Raw genomic sequence first — 24,623 nt, forward strand, 5'->3', positions numbered from 1 at the left:
GCGCTTCCGGCGGCCGCGCCTGGCTTGGCCGTCCCACTCCGGTTGCACTGACGGTATGAACAAGCCGCATTCGCCTGCGTGCGAACGCAATCGCGATCCGATCCTCGCCGTGTTGCGCGAACATTTTGCCGGTGCCCGACGGGTGCTGGAAATCGGCAGCGGTACCGGCCAGCACGCGGCATATTTCGCCGCCCATCTGCCGCAGCTGATCTGGCAGGCCTCGGACCGTGAAGAAAATCTTCCCGGCATTCGCGCGTGGCTGGACGAGGCCGCCTTGTCGAATACCCCGCCGCCGCTGATGCTGGACGTGAGCAGCCCTTGGCCTGACGATCGCTTCGACGCCGTATTCAGCGCCAACACGCTGCACATCATGGCGTGGTCCGAGGTCGAGCAGCTTTTCGCCCGGTTGCCGCACGTGACCGACATCGGCGCCACGCTGATCATCTACGGCCCGTTCAATGATGCCGGACGCTATAGCAGCGAGAGCAACGCAGCCTTCGATCGATCGCTGCAGTCACGCGGCTCGCACATGGGCATACGCGACGCCGAAGCCGTGGATGCGCTGGCGACACGCGCCGGCTTCACCCTGATCGACGACATCGCCATGCCGGCCAATAACCGCTGCCGGGTCTGGCGCAGGCAAGGCACTTGAAACGCCGCTAGGGAAAACCGGGCGATTCGCGTAAAAAGACGCCATGACATCGACCGACACCACGCCCTGCCCCTGCGGCAACCCGGCCGGATACCAAGGCTGCTGCGGCCGCCTACACGAAGGCCAGCTCGCGATCACCGCCGAGCAATTGATGCGCGCCCGCTACAGCGCTTACGTGCTGAAACGCGAGGATTTTCTTCTGGCCAGCTGGCACGCCTCCTCTCGGCCCGTGTCACTGGGCCTCGATGCAAAGCAACCCCTACCCACTTGGCTGGGACTGGACATTCGCCAGCATCACGACGTGGATGAAAACCACGCCAGCGTGGAGTTCGTCGCGCGCTATCGCCTCGGTGGCGGGCGGGCGCAGCGCCAGCACGAGACCAGTCGCTTCGTGCGGGAGGACGCCCAGTGGTATTACCTCGACGGCCAGATGAAAAGCTGACTCGGTAGACGCGTTCAAAAACCCTGCACCCCGATCGCGTGCAGCTTTATGGCATGCGCACGAACCTGAGGATGCGCAAAAAACGCCGCCAGGCGTTCCGATTTCGCGCGACCGGCGCCTGCCGCTTGCCAGTCTTCCGCGCTGCGAGGGCTAAGCGTCGCCCAGTCGGGCAGCGCCATATCCGCGGTCGGCGGCATGCCCATCGCACGAAGCCAGTCGGCGAAAGGCCGCTTGCGCGCATCGGCAAAGGTCTGTGCCAGGGACGCCGCGCGCGCCTGCCCCAGACCCGGCACCTTGACCAGCTGCGCAGGCGTGAGGCTCAGCCAGTCCAGCAGATCATGGATAAGCCCCGCGTCGATCAAGGCCTGCCAGGTATCCGCACCGAGGCCATCCAGATGCAGGCCGCGTTTGCCGCCGAGCCAGACCAGTCGCGCGCGGAACTGCGCTTCGCAGCCGGGCGCCATCTGCCAGCAGCTCAACGGATCGTGCGTCTGCGGATCGGGCACGGTCACCGGCGCGCGCACCTGCGTGCGCCAGACTACCGACTGCAGGCGCGGAATGGTCAAGCCCGCGAGGGCAATCTCGACCTGATCGCCGGGGCGGATATCGAGCTCCTTCCAGCGCGCCACCGAACCGATGCTGACGCGCTGCACGCGATGATCGTCCAGCTGCACCGGCTCCAGTTCCAGCACGGGTGTGATGCGACCGCTGCGACCTACGGTGAAGGTTACCGCGCGCACTTCGGCCAGCGCCTGCGCGGCCGGATATTTCCACGCCACGGCCCACGCCGGTGGCGTGGCCGGCCACGTCGATGCGGCCGGTCGGCGGCCCTGACGCACCACGGTGCCATCGGCGGCGAACGGCATGCCCTGGCGATACCACTGCGCGCGCCAGTGCTGCACGTCGTCGATGGAACCCACCGCGCGGGTATAGCTCACGCTATCGATCAAGCCCATGGCCTGCATGCCTGCCAGTCGTGATGACATATCGGCGGGACCGCTCGGCCAGTCCCAGACAAACAGGCCGATGCGTGCGGCGGTGGCGGCATCGAGCGTGTCGCGCGCCATCGCGCCGGCAACGGCCGAGCGTGCGTTGATGCCGCCGTCGCTGGCCTGAATGTGAGAGGGAATGCGCCAGTAGATTTCACCCTGCAGCACCACGCGCGCCGGCGCATGCGGCAGACGCTTGGGAATCGCCTCGATAACTTGTGCTTTAGCTGTCCAATCCGAGCCGTGCAGTCCGTCGCCGCGACTAATGGCTTCGCTCAATTGGCCGTTTATATACAAAAGCGTCACGGCCACACCGTCGGCCTTGGGCTGTACCCAGAGATCCGTGTTTCCACGTGCCTGCATCCATGCACCGACTGCCGCCGCATCGGGCAGCTTGGCCAGGCCGGTCTGCGCGACCGGCGCACGTACATTGCCGGTGGCGTCGGCGAGATGCGCAGGAATTGCCGGTGCCTGCGCGGGGAAGCAGCGTCGCCAGCGCAGAAATCGTTCCAAGGCCCGATCGTAAACCGCATCGTCGACCGGCGACCGATCGCCCGCCCGGTACGCGCGATTCCAGCTATCCAACCGATCGTGCAGCGCAAGCATCTCCGCACGCGCCTGCGTGGGCGGCCAGGCGGGGCAGTCCTGGGCGCGCGCGCCAGTGATGCACCATGCGGCGAGAAACATCATCGGCAGCAGCCATGTCTTGCGCATCGATATCACCCGTCCATGGTGGATACCGAAGCCTAGGCCGCAGGCTATGCGACACCAAGGCGAACGCACCGACAACTTGCGTAGGCTGGCGACGCGACGATCGGTGCGTGCTAGCTCAACACGGCGTCGTGATGGCGGCGCCCTTCGATGGGCAGCCGCGTTTCACCATCGAAGCGCCCGTTCGGGCCGAAGCGACGTTCGACGATCGCGCCACGGCCATCGTGACCGATCGCCACGATCGTGCTGGCGCGCGTGCCGTACGACTCGCCGCGGATAAACGCCGACGACAGCCATCGCTCCCGTTCGAGGCCGACACCGGTGTCCGGCAGATCGGCATCTGCGGCAATTTCCTCATCGGCAAGCGCCGTAAACAGCGCCGTGACATCTCCGGCATCGGTCATACCACGATCCGCGTCGATCCACTCCCGCATGCGCACGCACAGCCGGCGTGTTTTCGGCCATGGCGTATCAAGCTCGGCGTTGGACAGGCCATGTATGCCATCGCTCAACGCATGCAGGGCTGGCCGCGGACGGTTGCCGATATGAAACGCCCGATCCGCGTCGAAGATCAGCAGATTGAACGGGCGGTAGTCCGCCGCCACCGACTGCAATCGCGCCGCGTGCATGGCGGCGTCATCGGAGTGGGTAAGGTAATCCGTCACCAACAGACCGCGCGACAAACCCGTTTGCGCATCGCGGGGATTGCGCACGTTGGTGACCACGCTGCAGCGGCCCTGGGCCGTTACCCCGAGCCATGTGCCGCCGGCTTCCAGATCGCGTCCGGCGATGATATCGGCGTCAGGCCAGCGCGCCAGCGCCGCGCTGGGCCGCGCATGAAATTCATCGCGATTGCCGGCCAGCACGAGTCGCCAGCGTGGATGCGCGTTCCAGGCCAGCGCAATTACGCACACGGACGTGGCGCTCCAGCAGACTCATGCACCCGCATTATTTGATCGCTCCAAAAAACCAGTAGCACACGCCGATCGACGCCAGCACGCCGGCCAGATCGGCCAGCAGCGCACAGCCGATGGTGTGCCGCACGCGCTTGATGCCGACCGCGCCGAAGTACACGGCGACCACGTAGAACGTCGTCTCCGTGCTGCCCTGGATCACCGCCGCGAGCAGCGCCTGAAAGCTATCCACGCCGGAGTGATGAATCGTCTCGATCAGCATCGCGCGCGCCGCGCTGCCGGAAAACGGCTTGACCAGGGCAGTCGGCAGCGCATCGACGAAACGGTCATCCAAGCCCGCATGCAGCACCAGCCAGCGAATGCCGTTCAGCACGAAGTCCAGCGCGCCCGACGCGCGCAGCACGCCGACGGCGGACAGCATCGCGATCATGTACGGCAAGATGTCCTTCGCCACGTCGAAGCCCTGCTTTGCGCCGGTGATGAAGCTTTCGAACAGCGGCACACGTCGCCACGCACCGGCGCACAGAAACACGAGGATTACGCCGAACAGCATCAGGTTGCCCAGCAGCGACGAGAACGATGCCAGGGCCATGGCGGTGAGCGAGGTCAGCAGCGCGATAAAACCACCGAGCAACAAGGCGCCCCCGCCCAGCCACGCGATCACCACCGGGTCCCACAGCTTCAGGCGCTGCATGTAGGCGACCGACAACAGTCCGGTGAGGTTGGCCGCAAAGTGCGCCAGCAGGATCGGCAGAAACACCAGGGTCGGGTCGTGCGCGCCGGCCTGCGCGCGATAGACGAATACGGTGACCGGCAGCAGTGTCAGCGACGAGGCATTCAGCACGAGAAAGAGAATCTGCGCGTTGCTGGCCGTATCCGCCGACGGGTTGATCGTCTGCAGTTCGCGCATCGCGCGCAGGCCGATCGGCGTGGCCGCGTTGTCCAGACCCAGCGCGTTCGCGGCGAAGTTCATTGTGATCAATCCAATCGCCGGATGGCCACGCGGCACGCCCGGCATCAGGCGCGAAAACAGCGGACCCAGTATGCGTGCCGTGCGTTCGACCAGCCCGGCATCCTCGGCGATATTGAGAAAGCCCAGCCACAGCGCCAGCGTGCCGAACAGCAGCAGCATCACCTTCACCGACAGATCGGCCATGTCGAACAGCGAGCCGACCACCGCGGCGAACACGGTCTCGTCGCCACCGATCAGCCAGCGCGACAGTGCCGCCACTGCGGCGACCAGGAAAAAACCGAACCAGAGTCTGTTGAGCATGCGGTCAGGGCCGCCGACGTTCGTTGCCGGAAACATCGCCGACCGCCATCAAAAGCACGAGCTTGTGATCGGGGCTGCACGACGGCACCAACGTGATCTGCTCGTACGAGACAAGCCCGCGCTGCGGATGGTCGAACGTGCGTAGTCCGCCCTCGCGGGCCAGCACGCCGTGCCGGCTCCAGAAATCGGCGAAGGCGGCGCTGTCCCGCTGCAGCGCTGCAATCAGCCCGGCCAGCGCCGCATCGTCGGGATACAGCGCGCTTTCGGCGCGCAATTCGGCCACCAGGCGACCCGCGCGCTCGTCCCAGTCGCGAATGAAATTCCGCGCCGAGTGATCGAGAAACACGTAGCGCAGCAGACAAGGCTCGCCACTGGCCAGCCATGGCGCGAACAGCTCCGCCGCCGCGGGATTGCAGGCGCAGCGGCGCCAGGTTCGATCCAGGAGATAGGCCGGCATGCGCATCGCGTGGACGGCGGCGCATAAGGCCGGCGCTGCCGCCGTGTCGTCGGCAATGGACGGCGGTGCCGGATCACGGCGGCGCGCCAGCTCGAACAGATAGGCACGCTCAGCCCTGGAAAGCCGCAATACATCGGCCAGACGCGCCAGCGCGGATGCCGACAGCGACATCTCGCGCCCCTGTTCGAGCCAGGTGTACCAGGTGGTGCTGATGGCGGCGCGCTCGGCGACTTCCTCGCGGCGCCAACCCGGCGTGCGGCGCCGCGCGGACACGGCCGATGCGCCAACCGCGCTCCATGGCATCGCCTCTCGGCGCGCGCGCAGAAAACGGCCCAGCAGGTGGCGCGCGTCGTCAGCCGTGTCGAGAGGGGAAGTTTTCATACCGGGATAATGACGCAACTTACACCAGCGGCGCGCCGGATGCAGAATCCCGGAACCACCCGATGGAGGTCTTCATAGTGAGCACATCCCCACCTTCTTTTGCCGCCGAACAATACAGCGCGCGCGCGAACGATTACCTGACCAGCGAAGTCCACCGCCGGGGCGCCGATCTAGACCAGATCGAAAGCCTGCTGAGAGACCATCGACCCGCGCGCCTGCTCGACCTGGGCTGCGGCGGCGGGCACGTCAGCTACCGCGCCGCACCCCTGGTCGATCAGGTCATGGCTTGCGACGTTACGGCTAGCATGCTTGCTACCGTGCAGGCCGCCGCGATCGAGCAGGGCCTGACTAATATCACGGTGCAACAGGCACCGGCGGAGCGACTGCCGTTCGACGACGCCAGCTTCGATATCGTGGTTGCGCGTTTCACCACGCACCACTGGCAACAGCGGGATAACGGACTGCGGGAGGCAAGGCGGGTGCTGAAGCCCGGTGGGCGCGCGGTATTCATCGACGTCATCGCGCCGGAGGACCCCCTGCTCGATACCTACCTGCAGGCGATCGAGGTGTTGCGGGATATTTCTCACGTGCGCAACTACCGCTTGACCGAATGGATCGCCGCACTGGCGCAGGCCGGCTTTGCCATCGAAAGCCTCACGCCCCGCCGGCTGCCGCTGCGCTTCGACGACTGGGTCGCTCGCACGAAGACTGCCGCGGAACACGTTGCCGCCATCCACAGCCTGCAGCGCCATGCGCCACCCGAAGTGCGCGAGCATTTCGCCGTGGCCGCGGACGGAAGTTTCACGCTCGACACGATCACCTTAACCGCCAGCATCGCCTGAGCAGGCACGTTCCACATCCGGTCAGACGGCGTATTCGACTTCCGCCAGCTCCAGCTCACTGAACATCTGCGCGATCGAACCGGCTGCTTCGCGCCCGTCGTAGACCGCACGCACGACCAGGTCGGCGCCACGCATGTTGTCGCCGCCGGCAAAGACCTTCGGATGGCTGGTCTGGAACGGCAGCCGGCCCTCGTGGCCGGCGAGGATACGGCCACTGCGATCGCGATCGATGCCGTAAGCGTCGCACCACGCCGGCGGGCTGGCGCGAAAACCGAAGGCCTGGATCACCACGTCGGCAGGCAGCTCTTTCTCGCTACCTTCCACATTGCGCAGCTGCACGCCGCCCTTGCCGTCGTCGACGAGTTCGGTGGTGACGACCTGCACCGCACGCACCTTGTTGCCTTCACCGATCAATGCGGTCGGTTGGCGATTGAACAGAAACTGCACGCCCTCGTCGCGGCTGGAGCCGACTTCGCGGCGCGAACCGGGCATGCTCATTTCGTCGCGGCGGTAGACACAGGTCACCGAGGCCGCGCCAAGGCGGATCGCCGTGCGGTTGCAGTCCATGCCGGTATCGCCGCCGCCCAGCACCACGACATGCTTGCCGTTGAGGTCGAGGGCGGCCGGCACCGGCTGCTCGTCGATCAGGCGATCGACGTTGGCGATCAGGAACGGCAGCGCGTAATGCACGCCGTCGAGCTCGGCGCCGGGCAGCTGGCCATCGACGAAGGTATAGGCGCCGGTGCCGATGAATACGGCGTCGTAGTCGGCGAGCAGTTGCTCGAACGCGATATCGCGACCGATCTCCACACCGAGATGAAACTGCACGCCCATGCCTTCGAGCACGTCGCGACGCGTGCGCACCACGCTCTTGTCGAGCTTGAACGGTGGAATGCCGAACGTCAGCAGGCCGCCGATTTCGCGCTGGCGATCGAACACGTCGGCGGCGATGCCGGCACGGCGCAGCCGATCGGCGCAGGCCAGCCCGGCGGGCCCGGCACCGACGACCGCGACACGACGACCGCTTTCGACCACGTGCGACAGATCCGGCCGCCAGCCCTGGCGAAACGCCTCGTCGGTGATCGAGCGCTCGATGCTGCCGATGGTCACCGCGCCAAAGTCGCCCTGCTCCAGCGTGCAGGCGCCTTCGCACAGGCGATCCTGCGGGCAGACGCGGCCGCAGATTTCCGGCAGCGGATTGGTCTCGTGCATCAGCGTGGCGGCTTCGAACAGGCGGCCTTCTTCGACCAGCTTCAGCCAGTTCGGAATGTAGTTGTGCACCGGGCAGGTGTTTTCGCAATACGGGTTGCCGCAGTCGATGCAGCGCCCGGCCTGCGCGCTGGCTTCAGTCGAGGCGAAGTCGCCGCTGATCTCGCCGTAGCCGAGCACGCGAATGGCCACCGGCACGTAGCGCGGCGGCTGTCGCGGCAGATCCATGAAACGGAATAGCTTATGGCTCACGCGGCTCTCCGCAGTTCGTCGGCCAAGGCGGCCAGGCTGGCCGCTTTCGGCTTGACCAGCCAGAAGCGCTGCAGCAGGCCGCGGAAATCGCCCAGCAAATGTCGGGCCCAGGCGCTGCCGGTGTGTTCGGCATGCTGCGCGATCAGCCCACGCAGATGCTGCATGTAATGCTCCATGCCCTCGGGTGAAATGCGCACGATGTCGACCAGCTCGTGGTTGTAGCAGTCGACGAACGTGCGCTGCAGATCGAGCACGTAGGCGAAGCCGCCGGTCATGCCTGCACCGAAATTCAAACCGCACGCGCCGAGCACGGCCACCACGCCGCCGGTCATGTATTCGCAGCAGTGGTCGCCGGCGCCTTCGATCACCGCCAGCGCGCCGGAATTGCGCACGCCGAAACGTTCGCCCGCGCGGCCGGCCGCAAACAGTTCACCGCCGGTCGCACCGTACAGGCAGGTATTGCCGAGAATCGAGGCGTCCTGGCTGGCGAATGGCGACTCCGGCGGTGGCCGCACGATGATGCGTCCGCCGGTCATGCCCTTGCCGACGCCGTCGTTGGCTTCACCGGTGAGTTCGATCTGCACGCCGCCCGCGTTCCACGCGCCCAGGCTCTGACCCGCGGCACCTTCCAGCTTCAGGGTGATCGGCGTGGCGTCCATGCCGTGGTCGCCGTAGAGGCGCGCGATGTCGCCCGACAGCCGCGCACCGATCGCGCGATCGGTATTGGCGATGGCATAACTGAAGGTCGCGCTGTACCCGCTGGTGATCGCCTCGTCGGCGTCGGCGCTGATGCGCGAGGCGAGCGCGGCCGGATCGCGCATCGGGTTGCGCGCCATCACGCAGGCGCTGTCCACCTCGACGCCGAGTCCATCGCTGGAAATCAACCGCGACAGATCGAGCTGGCGCTGCACCGGCGTGCTGCCCTCGGCCTGGGTCAGCAGATCGCTGCGCCCCACCAGTTCGCCAAGCGTGCGCACACCCAGCGCAGCCATGTGCAGGCGCACGTCCTCGGCGACGAAGCGGAAGTAGTTCATCACCATCTGCGGCAGGCCGATGAAGTGATCCTTGCGCAGCCGCTCGTTCTGCGTGGCCACGCCGGTGGCGCAGTTGTTCAGATGGCAGATGCGTAGGTACTTGCAGCCCAGCGCGACCATCGGGCCGGTGCCGAAACCGTAGCTTTCAGCGCCCAGCATCGCCGCCTTGATCACGTCGAGTCCGGTCTTCAGGCCACCGTCGGTCTGCAGTCGCACGCGGCCACGCAGGCCGTTGCGGCGCAACGTCTGCTGCACTTCGGCCATGCCCAGTTCCCACGGCGTGCCGGCGTACTTGATCGAGGTGAGCGGGCTGGCGCCGGTGCCGCCGTCATGACCGGAAATGGTGATCAGATCTGCGCCCGCTTTCACCACGCCGGCGGCGACGGTGCCGACGCCCGCGTGCGAGACCAGCTTTACCGAAATCAGCGCGGTCGGATTGACTTCCTTGAGATCGTGAATCAGCTGGGCCAGATCCTCGATCGAATAGATGTCGTGATGCGGTGGCGGCGAAATCAAGCCGATGCCGGGCTTGGCGAAGCGCAGTCGCGCGATCGTCGCATCCACCTTGTGACCGGGCAGCTGGCCGCCCTCGCCGGGCTTGGCGCCCTGCGCGATCTTGATCTGCAGCACTTCGGCATTGATCAGGTACGTCGGCGTAACGCCGAAGCGGCCCGAGGCCACCTGCTTGATCTTGGACATGCGCTCGGTGCCGTAGCGCGCGGGATCTTCGCCACCCTCACCGGAATTGCTGCGGCCGCCGAGGCGATTCATCGCGGTGGCGAGCGCCTCGTGCGCTTCGGGTGACAGCGCACCGAGCGACATGCCGGCGGAGTCGAAGCGCTTGAGGATGGCCTCGACCGGTTCGACCTCGTCTAGCGGAATCGGCTCGCCCATGCCGTGCGGCAACAGCAGATCGCGCAGCGCCGACGGCGGCCGCGAATCGACCTGCTGCGCATAGCGGCGATAGTCGGCCATCTCGCCGGTGCGCACCGCGTGCTGCAAGGTGTCGATCACGTCGGGGTTGTACATGTGGTACTCGCCGCCGTAGACGAACTTGTACAGTCCGCCGGCGTGAAGCGGCTTGGCCTCATTCCACGCTTCGGCCGCGAGCAGGCGCTGATCGTTCTGCAGCTCCGCAAAACCCGCGCCGCCGACGCGCGACGGCGTGCCGGGGAAGCACAGCGCGACCACTTCCGGCGCCAGCCCGATGATCTCGAACAGCTGGGAGCCGCGATAGCCCGCGACGGTGGAGATGCCCATTTTCGAGAGGATTTTCAGCAGGCCTTTGCGAATGCCGCGTCGATAGCTGCGGCCGATTTCGCGCTGGTTGTTGTCACCATGATGGATATGCCCATCGCGGCCGAGTTCGAACAGACTCTGATATGCGAGCCATGGATAAATCGCGGTGGCACCGAAGCCGATCAGGCAGGCGAACTGATGCGCGTCGCGCGCGGTAGCTGTCTCGACCAGCAGGTTGCACTGGCAGCGCAGGCCGCTTTCGGTGAGGTGCGCATGGATGGCGCCGACAGCGAGCAGCGCGTGCGCCGGCAGGGTTTTCTTGTTCGGGTAGCGATCGGTGATGAAGACGATGCCCGCGCCGCCGCGCACGCCGGCTTCGGCCTCGCGGCAAAAGCGCCGCAGCGCCGCCTCGAGTCCCTCGCTGGGTGCGTAACAAAGGTCGACCTGCACCGTGCCGTTGACGTACTGCGGCAGCGCCAGAATCTGACGCAGCTTGCGCTGCGAGCAGATCGGCGAATTGAGCAGGATCTGTTTGGCGTTTTTCGCCGACAGCTCGAAGATGTTTCCCTCGGCGCCGATCTGCGTCATCAGCGACATTACCAGCAGCTCGCGCAGCGGATCGATCGGCGGATTGGTGACCTGCGCAAAGGCTTCGCGGAAACGATCGAACAGCGGCCGCACCTGACGCGACATCGCCGCCATCGGCGTGTCGTCGCCCATCGAACCGGTCGGCTCGGCCTCGGTTTCGGCGAGCACCTTGAGCACGGTTTCGCGCTCTTCGCGCGTGAGCCCGTAAAGCTTCTGCCAACGATGCAGCTCGTTGGTCGGCAGCGGCTCGGCCGCCAGACTGGGATCGATCAGGTCGGATTCGAGGTAGGTGATGCCCTCGCGCAACCACTGCTGGAACGGCGCGCGCTTGCGGTTGATCTCGTCGATGTCGGCGTCGAACAACAATTTGCCGGCGCGAAAATCCACTGCCAGCATCTGGCCCGGCCCGAGCCGACCCTTGCCGACGACTTTCGAAGCAGGCATGTCCCACAAACCGGCTTCGGAAGCCACGATCAGATGATTGTCATCCGACAGCGCCCAGCGCGCCGGGCGCAGGCCGTTGCGATCCAGCGCACACGCAGCGTAATGACTGCCGCACATCACCAGACCCGCGGGGCCGTCCCACGGCTCCATGTGCAGCGCGTAATACTCGTAGAACGCCGCGAGATCTTCGTCCATGTCCTCGCGCGCGGCGTAGGCCGGCGGCACCAGCACGCGCATCGCGGTAAGCATGTCCAGGCCACCGGCGAGCAACACTTCCAGCGCGTTGTCCAGGCTCTCCGAATCCGAGCCGATCTGACGCACGAGCGGACCGATGTCGCTCAGGTCGACCAGCGGCGAATGCAGGATCGCTTCGCGCGCCTGCATCCAGCGGCGGTTGCCGCGAATGGTGTTGATTTCGCCGTTGTGCGCCAGCAAACGAAACGGCTGCGCCAGACGCCACTGCGGCGAGGTGTTGGTGGAAAAGCGCTGATGAAAGACCACCGCATCGCTGACCAGCGCGGGGTGGCGAAGATCGGCAAAGACCTCGCGCAGATGACCGGGCGCGGCCATCGCCTTGTAGCCGATCACATGCGAGGAGAGCGTCACCACATAGAACGACGGATCGTCCTGCAATGCCGTTTCGGCGCGACGCCGGGCGCGAAACAGCGCACGCTCGAACTTTTCGTCGTCCATGCCGTCGGCAACATTGACGAAGACCTGCCGCATGCGCGGGCAACTCGAAAACGCCATCGGGCCACAGGCATCCGCGTTGACCGCCAGCTCGCGCCAGCCGGCCACGCTGAGGCCTTCTTCGAACAGATAATTTTCCAGCACCGCGCTGCCGTCGCTGCCGGCAGGATCGAGAAACACCAGGCCGGCGGCAAAGCGTTCGGTCAGCGCAATGCCGGCCTCCTCGGCCAGCGCGCGCAGCCACGGTGCCGGCGTATGAATCAGTACACCGCAACCGTCGCCGCTGATGCCGTCGGCGTTGACGCCGCCGCGATGCGACAGTTTGGCCAGCGCTTCGAATGCCGTATCGACCACCCACGCGCTGGCGTGGCCGTCGACTTGCGCGACCAGACCGAACCCACAGCTGTCGTGTTCGAAAGCCGGGTCGTACAACGTGGTGGAGATTGACTGCGCCATCGGGCCTCCGCGGCAGATGGAATGATTGAGCGCACGAAGCCGGCGAGGTGATAGCGCCTTGGCTGCGAACGGAGTTGCCCCGACTAAAACACACTTGTTGCGAAGCGTCAAAGCATTTGGACGGCCATACGGCAACCGCGGCACGTTGCCGAAGCGACGGGCCTGCGCACCACAGCCGCCCGCACGGCCTGCGCGCTGCTACGTTTGTTTAACAACAGCGCCAACCCTTCGCGGGTGCGGCCTGTACGGCCACACCCGCTTGACGGCGCCGATTCGTCAGGCGGCTCGCTACACATCCCCGGCTCGGTGATAATTGCCGGATGCCTCCAACTGCCCGCCTTGCCCGACCGCTTGCACCCCAACCCCTCATCCGTGGACTGCTGGTCGCCGTCGCGCTGGGCTGTGCGCTGGTCGCCTCCTCGGCGCAGGCGCGGCAGGATGGCAAGAGCGGCAGCGAGCAGGCGGACGCCAAGCAAAAGCTGGCCGATATCCAAGCCAAGATGAATGCGCTCGCCAAGCAGCAGGCCGACACGGCCGCGCGCCGCGACAGCGCCAATGCCGAGCTGGCCAAACAGGCCGCCGCGCTGGCGACGGCCGCGCGCGCGGTGCATCAGACCGATACCGAGCTGGCCGCCAAGCAGAGGCAGCTGGATGATCTGCAGCAACAGCAGGCCACGCTGAAGCAAAGTCTGGACAGCCAGCACGCGGCGATCGGCGAACTGCTGCGCGCCACCTACGCGCTGGGCCAGGGTTCGGACCTGCGCCTGCTGCTGGGCGATGAGGACGTGGCGCAGATTTCCCGCGCACTGATGTATTCGAAGTATTTCCAGCAGGATCGCGTGCAGCGCGTACAGCAGCTGATGGCCGACCTGGCCAAGCTGCAGGAACTACAGACCGCCATCACCGCCGAGCAGCAGTCGCTGGAGGCCACCCGCGATCGGCGCCAGCAGCAGGCCAAGACGCTGGCGCAGCAGCGCCTCGCCCAGCAGAAGCTGGCGGCCGACACCGACGCGCAATACAAGGATCAGGCGCAGAAGCTGGCCGCACTGAAGCAGAACGCGCAGGCGTTGAACGAACTGGTCGCCAAGCTGCAGAAAGCCATCGACGATGCCGCGCGCGAAGCCCAGGCGCAGGCCGCCGTCGCGCGCGAAGCGGCACGCCGCAACCACCCGGGCAAGAACGCACCGCCACCGCCGATCGACGTCGGCAAGGCCAGCGCCAATATCCGCGGCAATCTGCCATGGCCGGCCGCGGGTGTGGTCAATACCTTCGGCAACGGCGTGCTGATCAAGGCGGCCGGCGGCAGCGAAGTGCACGCGGTGGCGCGCGGCAAGGTGATCTACGCCGGCTTTCTGCGCGGCTACGGCATGCTGCTGATCGTCAACCACGGCAACGGCTGGCTCAGCATGTACGGTAACAACGAAACCCTGCTGCACGGCGTCGGCGATCAGGTCGAAGCGGACGCCGCGATCGGCACCGCCAGCCCGACCACCGGCGTCAATACCGGCGTGTACTTCGAACTGCGCCGCGACAACCAGCCGGTGGACCCGCGCAGTTGGCTGAGCCAGCGCCGTTGACGCCGCCGGCATGGCGACGCAGGCTAGCATCGTGCGGAGGATGAATTACGCCGGCATTCGGTTGTCACACGCCTGGCGGTACCGTCCTCCAACCCCCTTCGTCGCGCTACGGCGCGGTGTCCCCTCGCTTCATCGTTAATGGTTACAGGAAGTCATTCCATGCGTCGTCCGCTTCGCCGCCAGATCGCTCTGCTGACCTCACTGCCGCTGCTGCTCGCGCTACCGTTTGCGCAGTCGCAGACCGCGCCCGCCGCCTCGTCCAGCGTCGCGCCTGCCGACATTCCGGCATCGGCCAGCACCGCGGCGACGCCGGCCAGCGCCAGCTCCGCCGGTGCCGACCAGGTCGATCTCGACGACATTCGCAACTTCAGCCGCGTCTACGAGGTGGTGAAACAGGCGTACGTAGAAAAGGTCGACAACAAGACGCTGATGAAGGCGGCGATCACCGGCATGCTCAGCGGACTCGATCCGCACAGCGAATACCTCGACAAGGACGGCCTGGCCCAGCTCAACGAGGATACCACCGGCCAGTACAGCGGCCTCGGCATCGAGGTGCTGCAGGACGGCGACGTGCTGCGCATCGTCTCGCCGATCGATGACACGCCAGCCTCGCGCGCCGGTATCCAGGCCGGCGACACCATCGTCAAGATCGACGGCACCGTGATCAACTCGGAAAACATCGACGACATGTACGCCAAGCTGCGCGGCAAGCCCGGCAGCAAGATCGAGCTGACCATCGTGCATGCGAAGAGCGACAAGCTGATCGATCTGCACCTGGTGCGCGAAAACATCGCGGTCAGCAGCGCCAAGGTGCGCGAGCTGGAGCCTGGCTATGCGTACATCCGCATCAGCCAGTTCCAGGACGATACCGGCGAAGATCTCGACAAGAAGCTGGGCGAACTGATCAAGAAAAACGGCCCGCAGAAAGGCGCCGTGCTCGACCTGCGCAACAATCCCGGCGGCCTGCTCACGGCCGCGGTAGCGGTCAGCGACGACTTCCTCGACAGCGGTGTGATCGTCAGCACGCGCGGCCGGCTGCAGGATTCCAATATGAGTTTCAGCGCGCATCCGGGCGATCTGCTCAACGGCGCGCCGATGATCGTGCTCACCAACAACGGCACCGCCTCGGCTGCGGAAATCGTTTCCGGCGCGCTGAAGGACAACCATCGCGCGCTGCTGATGGGCCAGCGCACCTTCGGCAAGGGCGTGGTGCAGACCGTATTGCCGCTGGACGCCGATCATGCAGTCAAGATCACCACGGCGCGCTACTACACGCCCAACGGCACCTCGATTCAGGCCGAAGGCATCAAGCCGGATATCGCGCTGGCCGATCTCACCGTGAAGAAGGCCGACAGCCCGGCCGCGCTGATCAATTCCGAATCCGATCTGCCCAACCATCTGGCCAACGAGAACAAGAACGCCGGCGACGACATCAATGACGACGGCAGCGCCGACGACGCCAAACTCGCCACCGGCGACTATGCGCTGTCGCAGGCGCTCAACGTATTGAAGGGTATTGCGCTGGGACGAGGGGCGAGCTCGCATCGCTGAGGTATCGGCCGAGCATCGGTCCGAACGACCGTACCGCATCGGCCCAACCGAATCTTTCGACCGGCGGCTGTCTCCCCATCGTCTGATTGCCGGATGGCGATCCAGGCGACGAATCAGCGCATATTCACCCAATGAAGATGGATACCTTTTTCGACATCGTTGACTCGCTTGCCAGGCCGACTTTCGATCAAGGTGCCGCACACCGTTTGCACGCTCGCGCCCGCCATTCTTTCGATACGAATAAGCTCACCCTGCTCGATCGTGAAATTCGTCTCGATCACCATCACCTGATCATGCTCCCACACCAGCGAGCCTGGTCGGGCGCTGTCGACGCTGCTGCTGGTCATGGTGTCGACCCAGCCTATCCGGACTTCAATGTCCTGCGGCAAAAAGCTCCCGCGGTTGTCCAACAGCCAGCCTTCGGTCTTTTTCAGCAACGCCTCAAGATGCGGCTCGCTCCAGTCGACCCGGCTAGCCGTTTTTTTTGAAGGCGGTTTGTGCTCAGACATGGATGGAATCTATTCCTGGCAAGAAATTCATGACGCTGCCTGCTTGGTTTGCGGTCCAATCGGCAAATCGTCGACCGCAAGCCCCGGTGGATCCCGAAAGATAACGGCAACGTCCGATCCGGGCACGGCGACGCTCTGGAATCATGCAAAAGAACCATGCAAAAGGCATGCCGCTTGAGGCCCTACCCGATACTTTCACCCGCAGTCATGCATGTCGGCCTGAACGATCGCATCGCGACCACAAGACTCGACGTGCATCATGAACCTTAATGCGTGACGGTGGACAGCCGATCCGTCGACCAGCCGCCGCCCAGCGCCTTGATCAGCTGTACGCTGGCGCGCAGCTGGTTGGTGTTGAGTCCGAGCAGACTGCGCTGGGCATCGAGTGCGGTGGTCTGAGCCTGCACCACGTCGAGATAGCCGACGGCGCCCTCTTTGTAGCGGTCCATCGACAGATCGACCGAGTGCTGCGCCGCGTCGGCAGCGTTTTTCTGATCGGTGCGGGCGACGCCGATATGATCGATCTGGGCGAGGTTGTCCTCGACTTGTGCGAACGCATTGAGCGCCACGCTACGATAACGCGCGCCGGCTTCATCGGTGGCCGCCTTGGCCGCACGCACGCCAGCCTTGCGCTTGCCGCCGTCGAAAATCGTCTCGAACAGCGACGGGCCGATGGCCCAGAAATGATTGGGCGCAGTGAGCAGACCCGGATATTGCGCGCTCTGGAAACCGCCCTGTGCGCTGAGCGTCAGCGACGGGAAATAGGCGGCGCGCGCAATGCCGATACGCGCGTTCGCTTCGGCCACGCGGCGTTCGGCCGCGGCGATATCCGGACGACGCTGCAGCAAGGTGCTCGGCACGCCGGTCGGCACCGGCGGCAGGTCGATGGTGTCGGTCTGTGAGGCAAGCTCGAACGTGCTGGCCGATTCGCCGACCAATACTGCGATGGCGTCCTGGATCAGCGCGCGCTGCGCCTGCGCCTGCGACCACAGCGATTTTGCCGTGGAAAGCTGCGACTGCGCACGCGCCACGTCCAGCCCCGACACGATGCCGCCGGTGTGCAGGTTCTGGGTCAGTTTCAGCGCTTTCTGATAGGCATCGATGCTTTGCTGGAACAGGGCTATCTGCTGATCGAGACCGCGCAGCTGGATGTAATTGTCGGCGAGCTGCGCCTGCAGGCTCAGCTGAGCCGAGGCCAGGTCGGCGGCCGATGCCAGCGTCTCGGCCTTGCTCGCCTCGACCGTGTTGCGGATGCGGCCCCACAGATCCAGCTCGTAATCGGCTTCGGCGCCGACAGTGAACGAGTTGTAGTCCGCCGGCGAGGTGGCGCCGCGCAGCGGCTTGGTATCCGACTCGCGATCGCGCTGACCGTTGGCATTCGTGCTGACGGTGGGAAACAGCGCCGAGCGCGACTGCAGATCGAACGCCTGTGCCTGGCGGTAATGCGCCAGCGCGGCGGCGATGTCGGCATTGCTGGCCAGCAGGCGCTGCTGCAGCCGATCGAGCTGGGCATCGTGATACAGCTGCCACCAGCGATCGCGCGGCAGCTGATCGGACGGCTGCGCGGCCTGCCACATGCCGCTGTCGGCAGGTGCGTTCCGGTAAGACGGCGCAACGGGCACGGCCGGGGTTTTGTATGGCGGCGCCAGCGAGCAGCCGGCCAACGCCACGACAATCGCCAGCGGCAGGCAGCGCAAAGCCACGGCCGAACGCACGGTGCGGTTGCGGCCCGACATCTCAGGCTTTGGCATCGGGCTTGTCCTTGGCCTGCGGCTGGGCAATCTTCACCTGGTCGCCATCGACCAGCCCATCGGGCGGACTGTCGATTACGCGATCGTTGGCGCTGATGCCCGAACCGATTTCCACAGTCTTGCCGTAGTCGTGCTGGATCGTCACCGTCTTGAAGGTGACTTTGTTGTCGCTACCCACCGTCGCCAGATGCAGACCGCTGGCATTGAAGATCAGCGCGCTGGCCGGCACGCGCAGGCCGGCCGCATTGGCATCGAGCTTGAACTGCACGTTGGTGAAACTGCCCGGCATCAGCTTGCCGTCGGCGTTGTCGACCGACAGCTGCAGCAAGGTGCTGCCCGAGCTGGCGTTGACCGCCTGCGCCGACGCGTCGACCTTGGCCGTAAACGTGCGACCTGGATATTCCGGTACGGTCAACTGCGCGGTGGCGCCAGCCGGAATGGATGGCACAAAAGCCTGCGGCACCTGGACGTAAACGCGCAGTTTGCTGACGTCGGACACCACGAACAGCGGCTGACCGCCGCCGCTGCTGCCTTCGTTGATCAATGCGCCGACGTCGGTATTGCGCGCGGTGACCACGCCGTCGAATGGCGCCACGATGCGCGCGTAGCCCTTGGTCGCCTCGATGCGATCGACATTGGCCTTGGCCGCATTGGCCAGCGCACGCTTGGCGGTGTAATCGCCGGTTTTTTCGTCCACCTCCTGCTTGGCTACCGAATCGGAGGCCAGCATCGCCTGCCAGCGTTTGGCGGTCGTTGCCGCCAGCGACTCGTTCGCCTGCGCGCTGGCCAGGTCGGCCTTGGCCTGCAGCAGCTGCTGATCCAGATCGGGCGTTTCGATCTCGGCGAGCAGTTGGCCGGCCTTGACCTTGCCGCCGATATCGACCTTCCACGACTTGAGGTAACCGCCGGTGCGCGCATACATCGGCGCCTGCGTATACGCCTCGATGCGGCCGGGCAGCTGCAGCGGTGCACCGGCACCCTTTTGCTCGGGCGCGGCGACGTTCACGGTCGGCACGTTCTGCTCGTCGGTCCAGGTCTTTAAATGCTTGGCTTCGAACACGCGCGTAGCGAGGCCGAGAATCACGACGACGACGATCACCACCAGCGCGATCACGCCGGCTATGCGAACCCCTCGACGCGACGGCGGCTTGGGCGTGGGAAAGGTTGAGTTCGACTCGGACCGGCTTGTATCAGACATGGGCAGGCTCTCCGGAAGCTGGCGCCGGATCGGGTTTGTGGGGATCGGGTTTATGGACATAGCGCGCGTGGATCATGCTGAACACCACGGGCACGAAAAGGAGGGTCGCGGTTGTCGCGAAAATCAGGCCGCCGATCACCGCGCGACCGAGCGGCGCGTTCTGTTCGCCGCCCTCGCCGAGGCCGAGCGCCATGGGCGCCATGCCGATGATCATCGCCAGCGCCGTCATCAGCACCGGGCGGAAGCGCACAAAACCGCCTTCCAGTGCCGCATCCAGCGCATTGCCGTGATCGTGCAGGCGCTCGCGACAGAAGCTCACCACCAAAATCGAGTTGGCCGTCGCCACGCCCATGCACATGATGGCACCGGTGAGCGCCGGCACCGACAGCGCGGTATGCGTGACGAACAACATCCAGATGATGCCAGCCAGCGCCGCAGGCAAGGCGGTAATGATGACGAACGGATCGGCCCACGACTGGAAGTTCACCACGATCAGCAAGTAGATCAGCACCAGCGCGCCGAGCAGGCCGAACAGCAGGCCGGAAAACGCGCTGTTCATTGTCTTGACCTGACCGAGCAGCTCGACGTGCGAGCCTTTGGGCAGCTCCTTGTCGTGCGCGGCGATGACTTTCTGGATATCGGCCGAGACGCCGCCGAGGTCGCGATCCTGGGTGGTGGCGAAGATCTGCACCACCGGCTGAATGTTGTACTGATCGACGACTGCGTTGGTGGCCTGCCGGCTTACCGTGGCGAGGCCGCCGAGCACCTGCGAATTGCCGTTGCTGCCGGTGATCGACAGGTTGCGCAGCGAGGCCAGGGAATCGAGCGAATATTGCGGCGTCTGCAGCACGATCGGATAGGAGATGTCGTTTTGCGGATTGAGCCAGAACGTCGGTGCCACCTGGCTGGAGCCGGCCAGATTCACCACCAGACTGTTGGTGACGTCGCGCGCGGTAATGCCGAGCAGTTGTGCCTGCGTGCGATCCATGTCGATCTTGAAGCCGGGGCTTGCCTGCGACTCCTGGATGCGCGCATCGGCGATGCCGGGGATCCGCTTGATCTCGCGCAGCAGCGTGTCGGCGTACTTGAAGTTGGCCGGCAGTTTCGGGCCGCGGATCTGCAACGCAATCGGTGCCGGCGAACCGAAGTTCAGGATCTGGCTGACGATATCGGCCGGCGGAAAGGAGAACGTCACGCCCGGGAACTCGTGCGGCAGTTTCTCGCGCATCTGGCGTACGTAGTCGGCGGTCGGGTGGTGTCCCTCATTCAGCGCGATCTGAATATCGCCGTCCTGCTCGCCGATGGTGCCGGTGTTGTTGTACGTGTTGTTGATACCGGAGTTCGACAGGCCGATGTTGTCGACCACTGTGCCCAGCTCCTCGGCGGGGATGATGCGCTTGACGCTGCGCTGGATCTGCGCGAACAGCTGCGCGCTCTGCTCCAGGCGCGTGCCGACCGGTGCGCGCACGTGCATCAGGATCTGGCCTGCGTCCACATCGGGAAAGAAGTTGCGGCCCAGCGTCGGCACCAGTGCGAACGACAGCACCACAAAGACCATGAAACCGGTCACGAACAGGCGCCGATGCTCCATCGCCAGCGCCAGCAGGCCGTGGTAGCTGGCGCGTACCTTTTCGAAGCGGGCTTCGAACGCGCGCTGGAAGCGCACCAGCGGATTGCGCGTCGGCTTGACCTCTTCGTGTTTGCCGTCGGCATCGACGTGCGGATGCAACAAGTATTTGGCCATCGTCGGCACCAGGGTGCGCGACAGGATGAACGAGGCGATCATGGCGAAGATCACCGACTCGGCCATCGGCACGAACAGGAAGCGCGCCACGCCTTCGAGAAAGAACATCGGCACGAACACGATGCAGATGCACAGCAGCGACACGAAGGCCGGCGTGACGATCTGCTGGGCGCCATCGAGGATCGACTGCTCGACCTGCTTGCCCTGCTCCAGATGCCAGTTGATGTTTTCGATGGTCACGGTGGCATCGTCGACCAGGATGCCCACCGCCAGCGCCAGACCGCCCAGGGTCATGATGTTCAGCGTTTCGCCGATGGCCGACAGCGCCGCGATGGAGGAGAGAATCGCCAGCGGAATCGACACCGCAATGATCACCGTCGAGCGCCAGCTGCCGAGGAACAGCAGAATCATCAGGCTGGTCAACGCCGCGGCGATGATGCCCTCGCGCGCGACGCCGGAGATCGCGGCGCGCACGAAGATCGACTGATCGCCGATCGGCGCGATCTTGAGGTTGTCCGGCAGCGTCGCCTTGGCATCTTCCAGCCGCTGCCGAATACCGGCGACGATGGCCAGCGTCGAGGCCGAACCGTTCTTCAGCACGCTCATCAGCACCGAGCGGCCGCCGTCGACGTGCACGATATTGGTTTGCGGCGGCGCGCCGTCGAGCACGTGCGCCACGTCGCGGATATAGATGGTGGTGCCGTTGACGGTCTTGACCGGCAGGTCGGCCAGCCCCTGCAGCTCGTCGGGCGCGTTGTTGAGCTGCAGCGTGTATTCGAAATCGCCGATCTTCTGCGTGCCCACCGGGGTGATCAGGTTCTGCGCCGCAAGCGCGTTGGCTACATCGTTGGCCGACAGTCCTCGCGCCTGCAGCGCGGACGGATCGACGTCGATCTGCACCTGACGGGTCTTGCCGCCGTAGGGATAGGGCACCGCCGCACCAGCCACCGACACCAGCTGCGGACGCAGGATGTTGAGCGCCAGATCGCCCAGGTTCTGTTCGCTCAGGCCCTTGCCCGACAGCGCCAGCTGGATGATCGGCACGGTCGATGCGCTGTAGTTGAGAATCAGCGGCGGATTGGTGCCGGCGGGCAGCTGACGCAGCAGCGTCTGCGATACGGCGGTAACCTGCGCGTTGGCCGTGGCCACGTTGACGGTCGGCTGGAAAAAGATCTTGACGATGCCGAAGCCGGCGATCGACTTGGACTCGATGTGCTCGACGTCATTGACCGTGGTGGTCAGCACGCGCTCGTACGGCGAGGTGATTCGGCCTTCCATCTGGTCCGGCGGCAGGCCGGTGTACTGCCATACCACCGCGATCACCGGGATGTTGATGTCCGGAAAAATGTCGGTCGGCGTGCGCATCGCCGACAGCGGGCCGATGATCAGGATCAACAGCGCCAGAACGACGAAGGTGTAGGGTCGCGACAGCGCGATCCGGACGAGGGCCTGCATGGAGTATCCCGCGGAAATGTTGCGTAGCAGCGAATTTTGCCACGAGGCGCCTTTTCCACCGCGATTCCGGGCATGAAGATATTTTCATGCGACGGTGCGAAAAGCGTTACGAATGGCCCTTGCCGACTCGGCACGCGGAGATCGTGAACAGGCTCTTATACCGCCCGAGCCGCGCGGCAGTGCAGGCTCAGCTGAGCGCCCCGGTCGCTGCCGGCGATTTCCAGCGTGTAGCCGTGCAGCCGCGCGATCGCGCTGACGATGCTCAATCCCAGCCCCGAGCCGGGGGTGCTGCGGCTGCTTTCGGTGCGGTAGAAGCGACGAATCACCGCATCGCGCTGATCCGGCGGAATGCCCGGCCCGCTGTCGACGACATCGACCCACGGGCCATCATCGGCCGGCCGTGCGCGGATTTCCACCCGGCCGCCGGAGGGGGTGAACTTGATCGCGTTGGCGACCAGGTTGCTCAATGCCTCCAGCAGCAGATGCCGATCCGCATGGATGAGCGGAAGCACCGGCAGCTCCAGCGCCAGCTGTTGGCCGCGATCCTCCGCCAGCGGCAGATACAGCGCGTGCACCTCACGCAGAATTTCGGCCAGATCGACCTCGCCGAAGCCGATGCGGCGGCGCTGGTTTTCCAGTTCGGAGATACGCAGCAGCGCCCGAAAACGATCGAGCAGCGCGTCGGTATCGATCATGCAGGCGTCGATGGCCGCCGCCTCCTCGCTGCCTTCGCCGAACTGCTGCTGCAGACGGTACAGCCGTGAACGCAGCCGGGTCAGCGGTGTGCGCAGATCGTGCGCGATGTTGTCGCACACGCCTTTGACTTCGCCGAGCAGGCGTTCGATTTCGTCGAGCATCGCATTGACGATGCCGGCCAGCATGTCCAGCTCGTCGCCGCGGCGACCGACCGGCAGACGCTGGGACAGGTTGCCCTGCATGATCGGCAGCGTCGCCTCGCGGATGGCATGCACCCGGCGCCACGGCCCGCGGCTGAGCAGCCAGCCGCCGAGAAAACCGGGTATGACAGTGAGCGAAAGCCCCCACAGCAGGGCCTGCAGAACGATGGTGCCGATACGGTCGACGATACTGGTGTCGCGCGTAATCATCAGCACGCGGCCGTCGCGCAAACGCACGGCCGCCGCGCGCACGCGGCCGTGGTCGTTACCACTGACGTCGTTGCGCGAAACGCCTTCGGGCAGCAAGGCTACAGCGCCGTTGATCGGCACATGCGATGGCAACGCCGTGATCGTGCCGGAAAGGTAATTTCCGCGCGCGTCGAACTCGCCCCAGGCGTTGAGTCGCCGCGTTTCGAGGGTGTCGTAGTCCTTCAGCGCGCGCAGGCGCGTCGGCTCGTCGAGCATCGAAAAATACGCCGCCTGGCGACCGATCAGCTCATCCGATACGCGGCCCAGATAGCTGGCCGCCTGCCAGTAGATCAGGCCGATCACCACGCCGCCCCACAGCGCAAAAAAGACGCCGTAGATCATGATCAGGCGCGCCGTAGTGGAGCGCCATCGTTCAGTCATTCTGCGCAAGGCAGTACCCCGAGCCGCGCACGGTGTGGATCAGCGGCGCCAGCCCTGCAGTATCGATTTTGCGGCGCAGCCGGCCGATATGCACATCGATCAGATTAGTGCCGGGGTCGAAATGAAAACCCCATACGGTTTCGAAGATCATCGTGCGGGTCAGCACCTGCCCGGCGTTACGCATCAGGAATTCGAGCAGCTTGAACTCGGTCGGCAGCAGCGACAGTTCCTTGCCGGCACGACGCGCCACGTGGCGCACCAGATCCAGCTCGAGATCGGCCACCGTCAGCACGGTCTGCGGCGACTGCGGCCGGTGCCGGCGCAACAGTACTTCGACACGCGCCAGCATCTCATCAGGCGCAAACGGCTTGGTCAGGTAATCGTCGCCGCCGGCGCGCAGGCCGCGCACGCGCTCGTCCACGTCGCACAGCGCGCTGATCATCAGCACCGGCGTCGCCACGCCCTGCGCGCGCAGGCGCGTAACCACGCTCAGGCCGTCCATGCCGGGCAGCATCATGTCCAGCGTGATCGCGTCGTAGCAGGGGTCGGCCGCGCGCAGCAGCCCCTCGCTGCCGTCGGCGATGCGATCGACGTCGATGCCGTGACCGGTCAGCTCCGCGGCAATTTCGCGGGCGGTCACGTCGTCGTCTTCGATCACCAGAATGCGCGGCATCGATGTGGATCTATGCAGGAAGGGCAGCCGCTAGCATAACGAAACGGCCTCCCGAAGGAGGCCGTT

General features: G+C 65.3%; 17 protein-coding genes. 5 read left to right on the plus strand and 12 right to left on the minus strand.

Annotated elements, in window-relative coordinates:
- The first annotated feature begins 55 nt into the window (after positions 1-55).
- Positions 56-652 carry a DUF938 domain-containing protein gene (locus HDE78_RS08145; protein ID WP_179478078.1) on the plus strand — a complete coding sequence of 199 codons (597 nt, stop codon included), beginning with the start codon at positions 56-58 and terminating at the stop codon, positions 650-652.
- A 43-nt stretch (positions 653-695) separates the two neighbouring features.
- The gene (locus HDE78_RS08150) at positions 696-1,094 is read left to right on the plus strand and encodes a YchJ family metal-binding protein (protein ID WP_179478080.1); all 399 of its coding nucleotides are present in this window, start codon (positions 696-698) and stop codon (positions 1,092-1,094) included.
- Between the two features lie 14 nt (positions 1,095-1,108).
- Here HDE78_RS08150 and ligB read toward each other — a convergent pair whose 3' ends face one another.
- The 4 genes from ligB to HDE78_RS08170 all read right to left on the minus strand — a co-directional run bounded on the left by ligB (position 1,109) and on the right by HDE78_RS08170 (position 5,819).
- Positions 1,109-2,797 (minus strand): NAD-dependent DNA ligase LigB, encoded by a 1,689-nt coding sequence (ligB, locus tag HDE78_RS08155; RefSeq protein WP_179478082.1) that lies wholly within the window; start codon positions 2,795-2,797, stop codon positions 1,109-1,111.
- A gap of 110 nt (positions 2,798-2,907) precedes the next feature.
- On the minus strand, positions 2,908-3,708 hold the full coding sequence (locus HDE78_RS08160) for an NRDE family protein (protein WP_179478084.1): 801 nt from the start codon (positions 3,706-3,708) through the stop codon (positions 2,908-2,910).
- 34 nt (positions 3,709-3,742) lie between these two features.
- Entirely contained in the window at positions 3,743-4,981 is a 1,239-nt protein-coding gene (locus HDE78_RS08165) for a spore maturation protein (RefSeq protein WP_179478086.1), read from the minus strand.
- Positions 4,982-4,985: 4 nt separating this feature from the next.
- Complete coding sequence (locus HDE78_RS08170; RefSeq protein WP_179478088.1) at positions 4,986-5,819, minus strand: helix-turn-helix transcriptional regulator; 834 nt, start codon at positions 5,817-5,819, stop codon at positions 4,986-4,988.
- Positions 5,820-5,896: 77 nt separating this feature from the next.
- Here HDE78_RS08170 and HDE78_RS08175 point away from each other — a divergent pair, with 77 nt between their 5' ends.
- Positions 5,897-6,661 carry a methyltransferase domain-containing protein gene (locus tag HDE78_RS08175; protein ID WP_218862162.1) on the plus strand — a complete coding sequence of 255 codons (765 nt, stop codon included), beginning with the start codon at positions 5,897-5,899 and terminating at the stop codon, positions 6,659-6,661.
- Between the two features lie 21 nt (positions 6,662-6,682).
- Here the strand turns inward: HDE78_RS08175 and HDE78_RS08180 are convergent, their stop codons facing one another.
- Together HDE78_RS08180 and gltB are read right to left on the minus strand one after the other, a co-directional pair.
- A complete protein-coding gene (locus HDE78_RS08180; protein WP_179478092.1) occupies positions 6,683-8,122 on the minus strand; it encodes a glutamate synthase subunit beta in 1,440 nt (479 codons plus the stop codon).
- Positions 8,119-12,573: a glutamate synthase large subunit gene (gene gltB, locus HDE78_RS08185; protein ID WP_179478094.1), complete on the minus strand. Its 4,455-nt coding sequence runs from the start codon at positions 12,571-12,573 to the stop codon at positions 8,119-8,121. Before gltB ends, HDE78_RS08180 begins: the two co-directional genes overlap by 4 nt.
- Before the next feature lie 320 nt (positions 12,574-12,893).
- Between gltB and HDE78_RS08190 the strand changes: the two genes are divergently transcribed.
- Together HDE78_RS08190 and HDE78_RS08195 are read left to right on the plus strand one after the other, a co-directional pair.
- The gene (locus HDE78_RS08190; RefSeq protein ID WP_179478096.1) at positions 12,894-14,150 is read left to right on the plus strand and encodes a peptidoglycan DD-metalloendopeptidase family protein; all 1,257 of its coding nucleotides are present in this window, start codon (positions 12,894-12,896) and stop codon (positions 14,148-14,150) included.
- A 159-nt stretch (positions 14,151-14,309) separates the two neighbouring features.
- Positions 14,310-15,701 (plus strand): S41 family peptidase, encoded by a 1,392-nt coding sequence (locus HDE78_RS08195; protein WP_179478098.1) that lies wholly within the window; start codon positions 14,310-14,312, stop codon positions 15,699-15,701.
- A gap of 113 nt (positions 15,702-15,814) precedes the next feature.
- On the opposite strand, the gene HDE78_RS08200 is transcribed toward HDE78_RS08195, so the two are convergent.
- From HDE78_RS08200 to HDE78_RS08225, 6 genes are all read right to left on the minus strand, one after another.
- A complete protein-coding gene (locus HDE78_RS08200) occupies positions 15,815-16,210 on the minus strand; it encodes a hypothetical protein (protein ID WP_179478100.1) in 396 nt (131 codons plus the stop codon).
- Between the two features lie 266 nt (positions 16,211-16,476).
- Positions 16,477-17,961 (minus strand): efflux transporter outer membrane subunit, encoded by a 1,485-nt coding sequence (locus HDE78_RS08205; RefSeq protein WP_255457705.1) that lies wholly within the window; start codon positions 17,959-17,961, stop codon positions 16,477-16,479.
- On the minus strand, positions 17,948-19,159 hold the full coding sequence (locus HDE78_RS08210) for an efflux RND transporter periplasmic adaptor subunit (protein ID WP_218862164.1): 1,212 nt from the start codon (positions 19,157-19,159) through the stop codon (positions 17,948-17,950). The genes HDE78_RS08205 and HDE78_RS08210 overlap by 14 nt, the downstream gene beginning before the upstream one ends.
- On the minus strand, positions 19,152-22,358 hold the full coding sequence (locus tag HDE78_RS08215; RefSeq protein ID WP_179478104.1) for an efflux RND transporter permease subunit: 3,207 nt from the start codon (positions 22,356-22,358) through the stop codon (positions 19,152-19,154). The genes HDE78_RS08210 and HDE78_RS08215 overlap by 8 nt, the downstream gene beginning before the upstream one ends.
- A 155-nt stretch (positions 22,359-22,513) precedes the next feature.
- On the minus strand, positions 22,514-23,884 hold the full coding sequence (locus HDE78_RS08220) for a HAMP domain-containing sensor histidine kinase (RefSeq protein ID WP_179478106.1): 1,371 nt from the start codon (positions 23,882-23,884) through the stop codon (positions 22,514-22,516).
- Positions 23,877-24,557 (minus strand): response regulator transcription factor, encoded by a 681-nt coding sequence (locus tag HDE78_RS08225; RefSeq protein WP_179478108.1) that lies wholly within the window; start codon positions 24,555-24,557, stop codon positions 23,877-23,879. The genes HDE78_RS08220 and HDE78_RS08225 overlap by 8 nt, the downstream gene beginning before the upstream one ends.
- Positions 24,558-24,623: the final 66 nt, after the last annotated feature.

This window comes from Rhodanobacter sp. K2T2, assembly GCF_013408815.1.
In the GTDB taxonomy this organism is placed as follows: domain Bacteria; phylum Pseudomonadota; class Gammaproteobacteria; order Xanthomonadales; family Rhodanobacteraceae; genus Rhodanobacter.

Coding starts and splice junctions, on each gene's coding strand:
- HDE78_RS08195 (WP_179478098.1), top strand. CDS start 14,310: ATGCGTCGTCCGCTTCGCCGCCAGATCGCTCTGCTGACCTCACTGCCG.
- HDE78_RS08200 (WP_179478100.1), bottom strand. CDS start 16,210: ATGTCTGAGCACAAACCGCCTTCAAAAAAAACGGCTAGCCGGGTCGAC.
- HDE78_RS08210 (WP_218862164.1), bottom strand. CDS start 19,159: ATGTCTGATACAAGCCGGTCCGAGTCGAACTCAACCTTTCCCACGCCC.
- HDE78_RS08225 (WP_179478108.1), bottom strand. CDS start 24,557: ATGCCGCGCATTCTGGTGATCGAAGACGACGACGTGACCGCCCGCGAA.
- ligB (WP_179478082.1), bottom strand. CDS start 2,797: ATGCGCAAGACATGGCTGCTGCCGATGATGTTTCTCGCCGCATGGTGC.
- HDE78_RS08165 (WP_179478086.1), bottom strand. CDS start 4,981: ATGCTCAACAGACTCTGGTTCGGTTTTTTCCTGGTCGCCGCAGTGGCG.
- HDE78_RS08170 (WP_179478088.1), bottom strand. CDS start 5,819: ATGAAAACTTCCCCTCTCGACACGGCTGACGACGCGCGCCACCTGCTG.
- HDE78_RS08145 (WP_179478078.1), top strand. CDS start 56: ATGAACAAGCCGCATTCGCCTGCGTGCGAACGCAATCGCGATCCGATC.
- HDE78_RS08190 (WP_179478096.1), top strand. CDS start 12,894: ATGCCTCCAACTGCCCGCCTTGCCCGACCGCTTGCACCCCAACCCCTC.
- HDE78_RS08220 (WP_179478106.1), bottom strand. CDS start 23,884: ATGACTGAACGATGGCGCTCCACTACGGCGCGCCTGATCATGATCTAC.
- HDE78_RS08205 (WP_255457705.1), bottom strand. CDS start 17,961: ATGCCAAAGCCTGAGATGTCGGGCCGCAACCGCACCGTGCGTTCGGCC.
- HDE78_RS08150 (WP_179478080.1), top strand. CDS start 696: ATGACATCGACCGACACCACGCCCTGCCCCTGCGGCAACCCGGCCGGA.
- gltB (WP_179478094.1), bottom strand. CDS start 12,573: ATGGCGCAGTCAATCTCCACCACGTTGTACGACCCGGCTTTCGAACAC.
- HDE78_RS08215 (WP_179478104.1), bottom strand. CDS start 22,358: ATGCAGGCCCTCGTCCGGATCGCGCTGTCGCGACCCTACACCTTCGTC.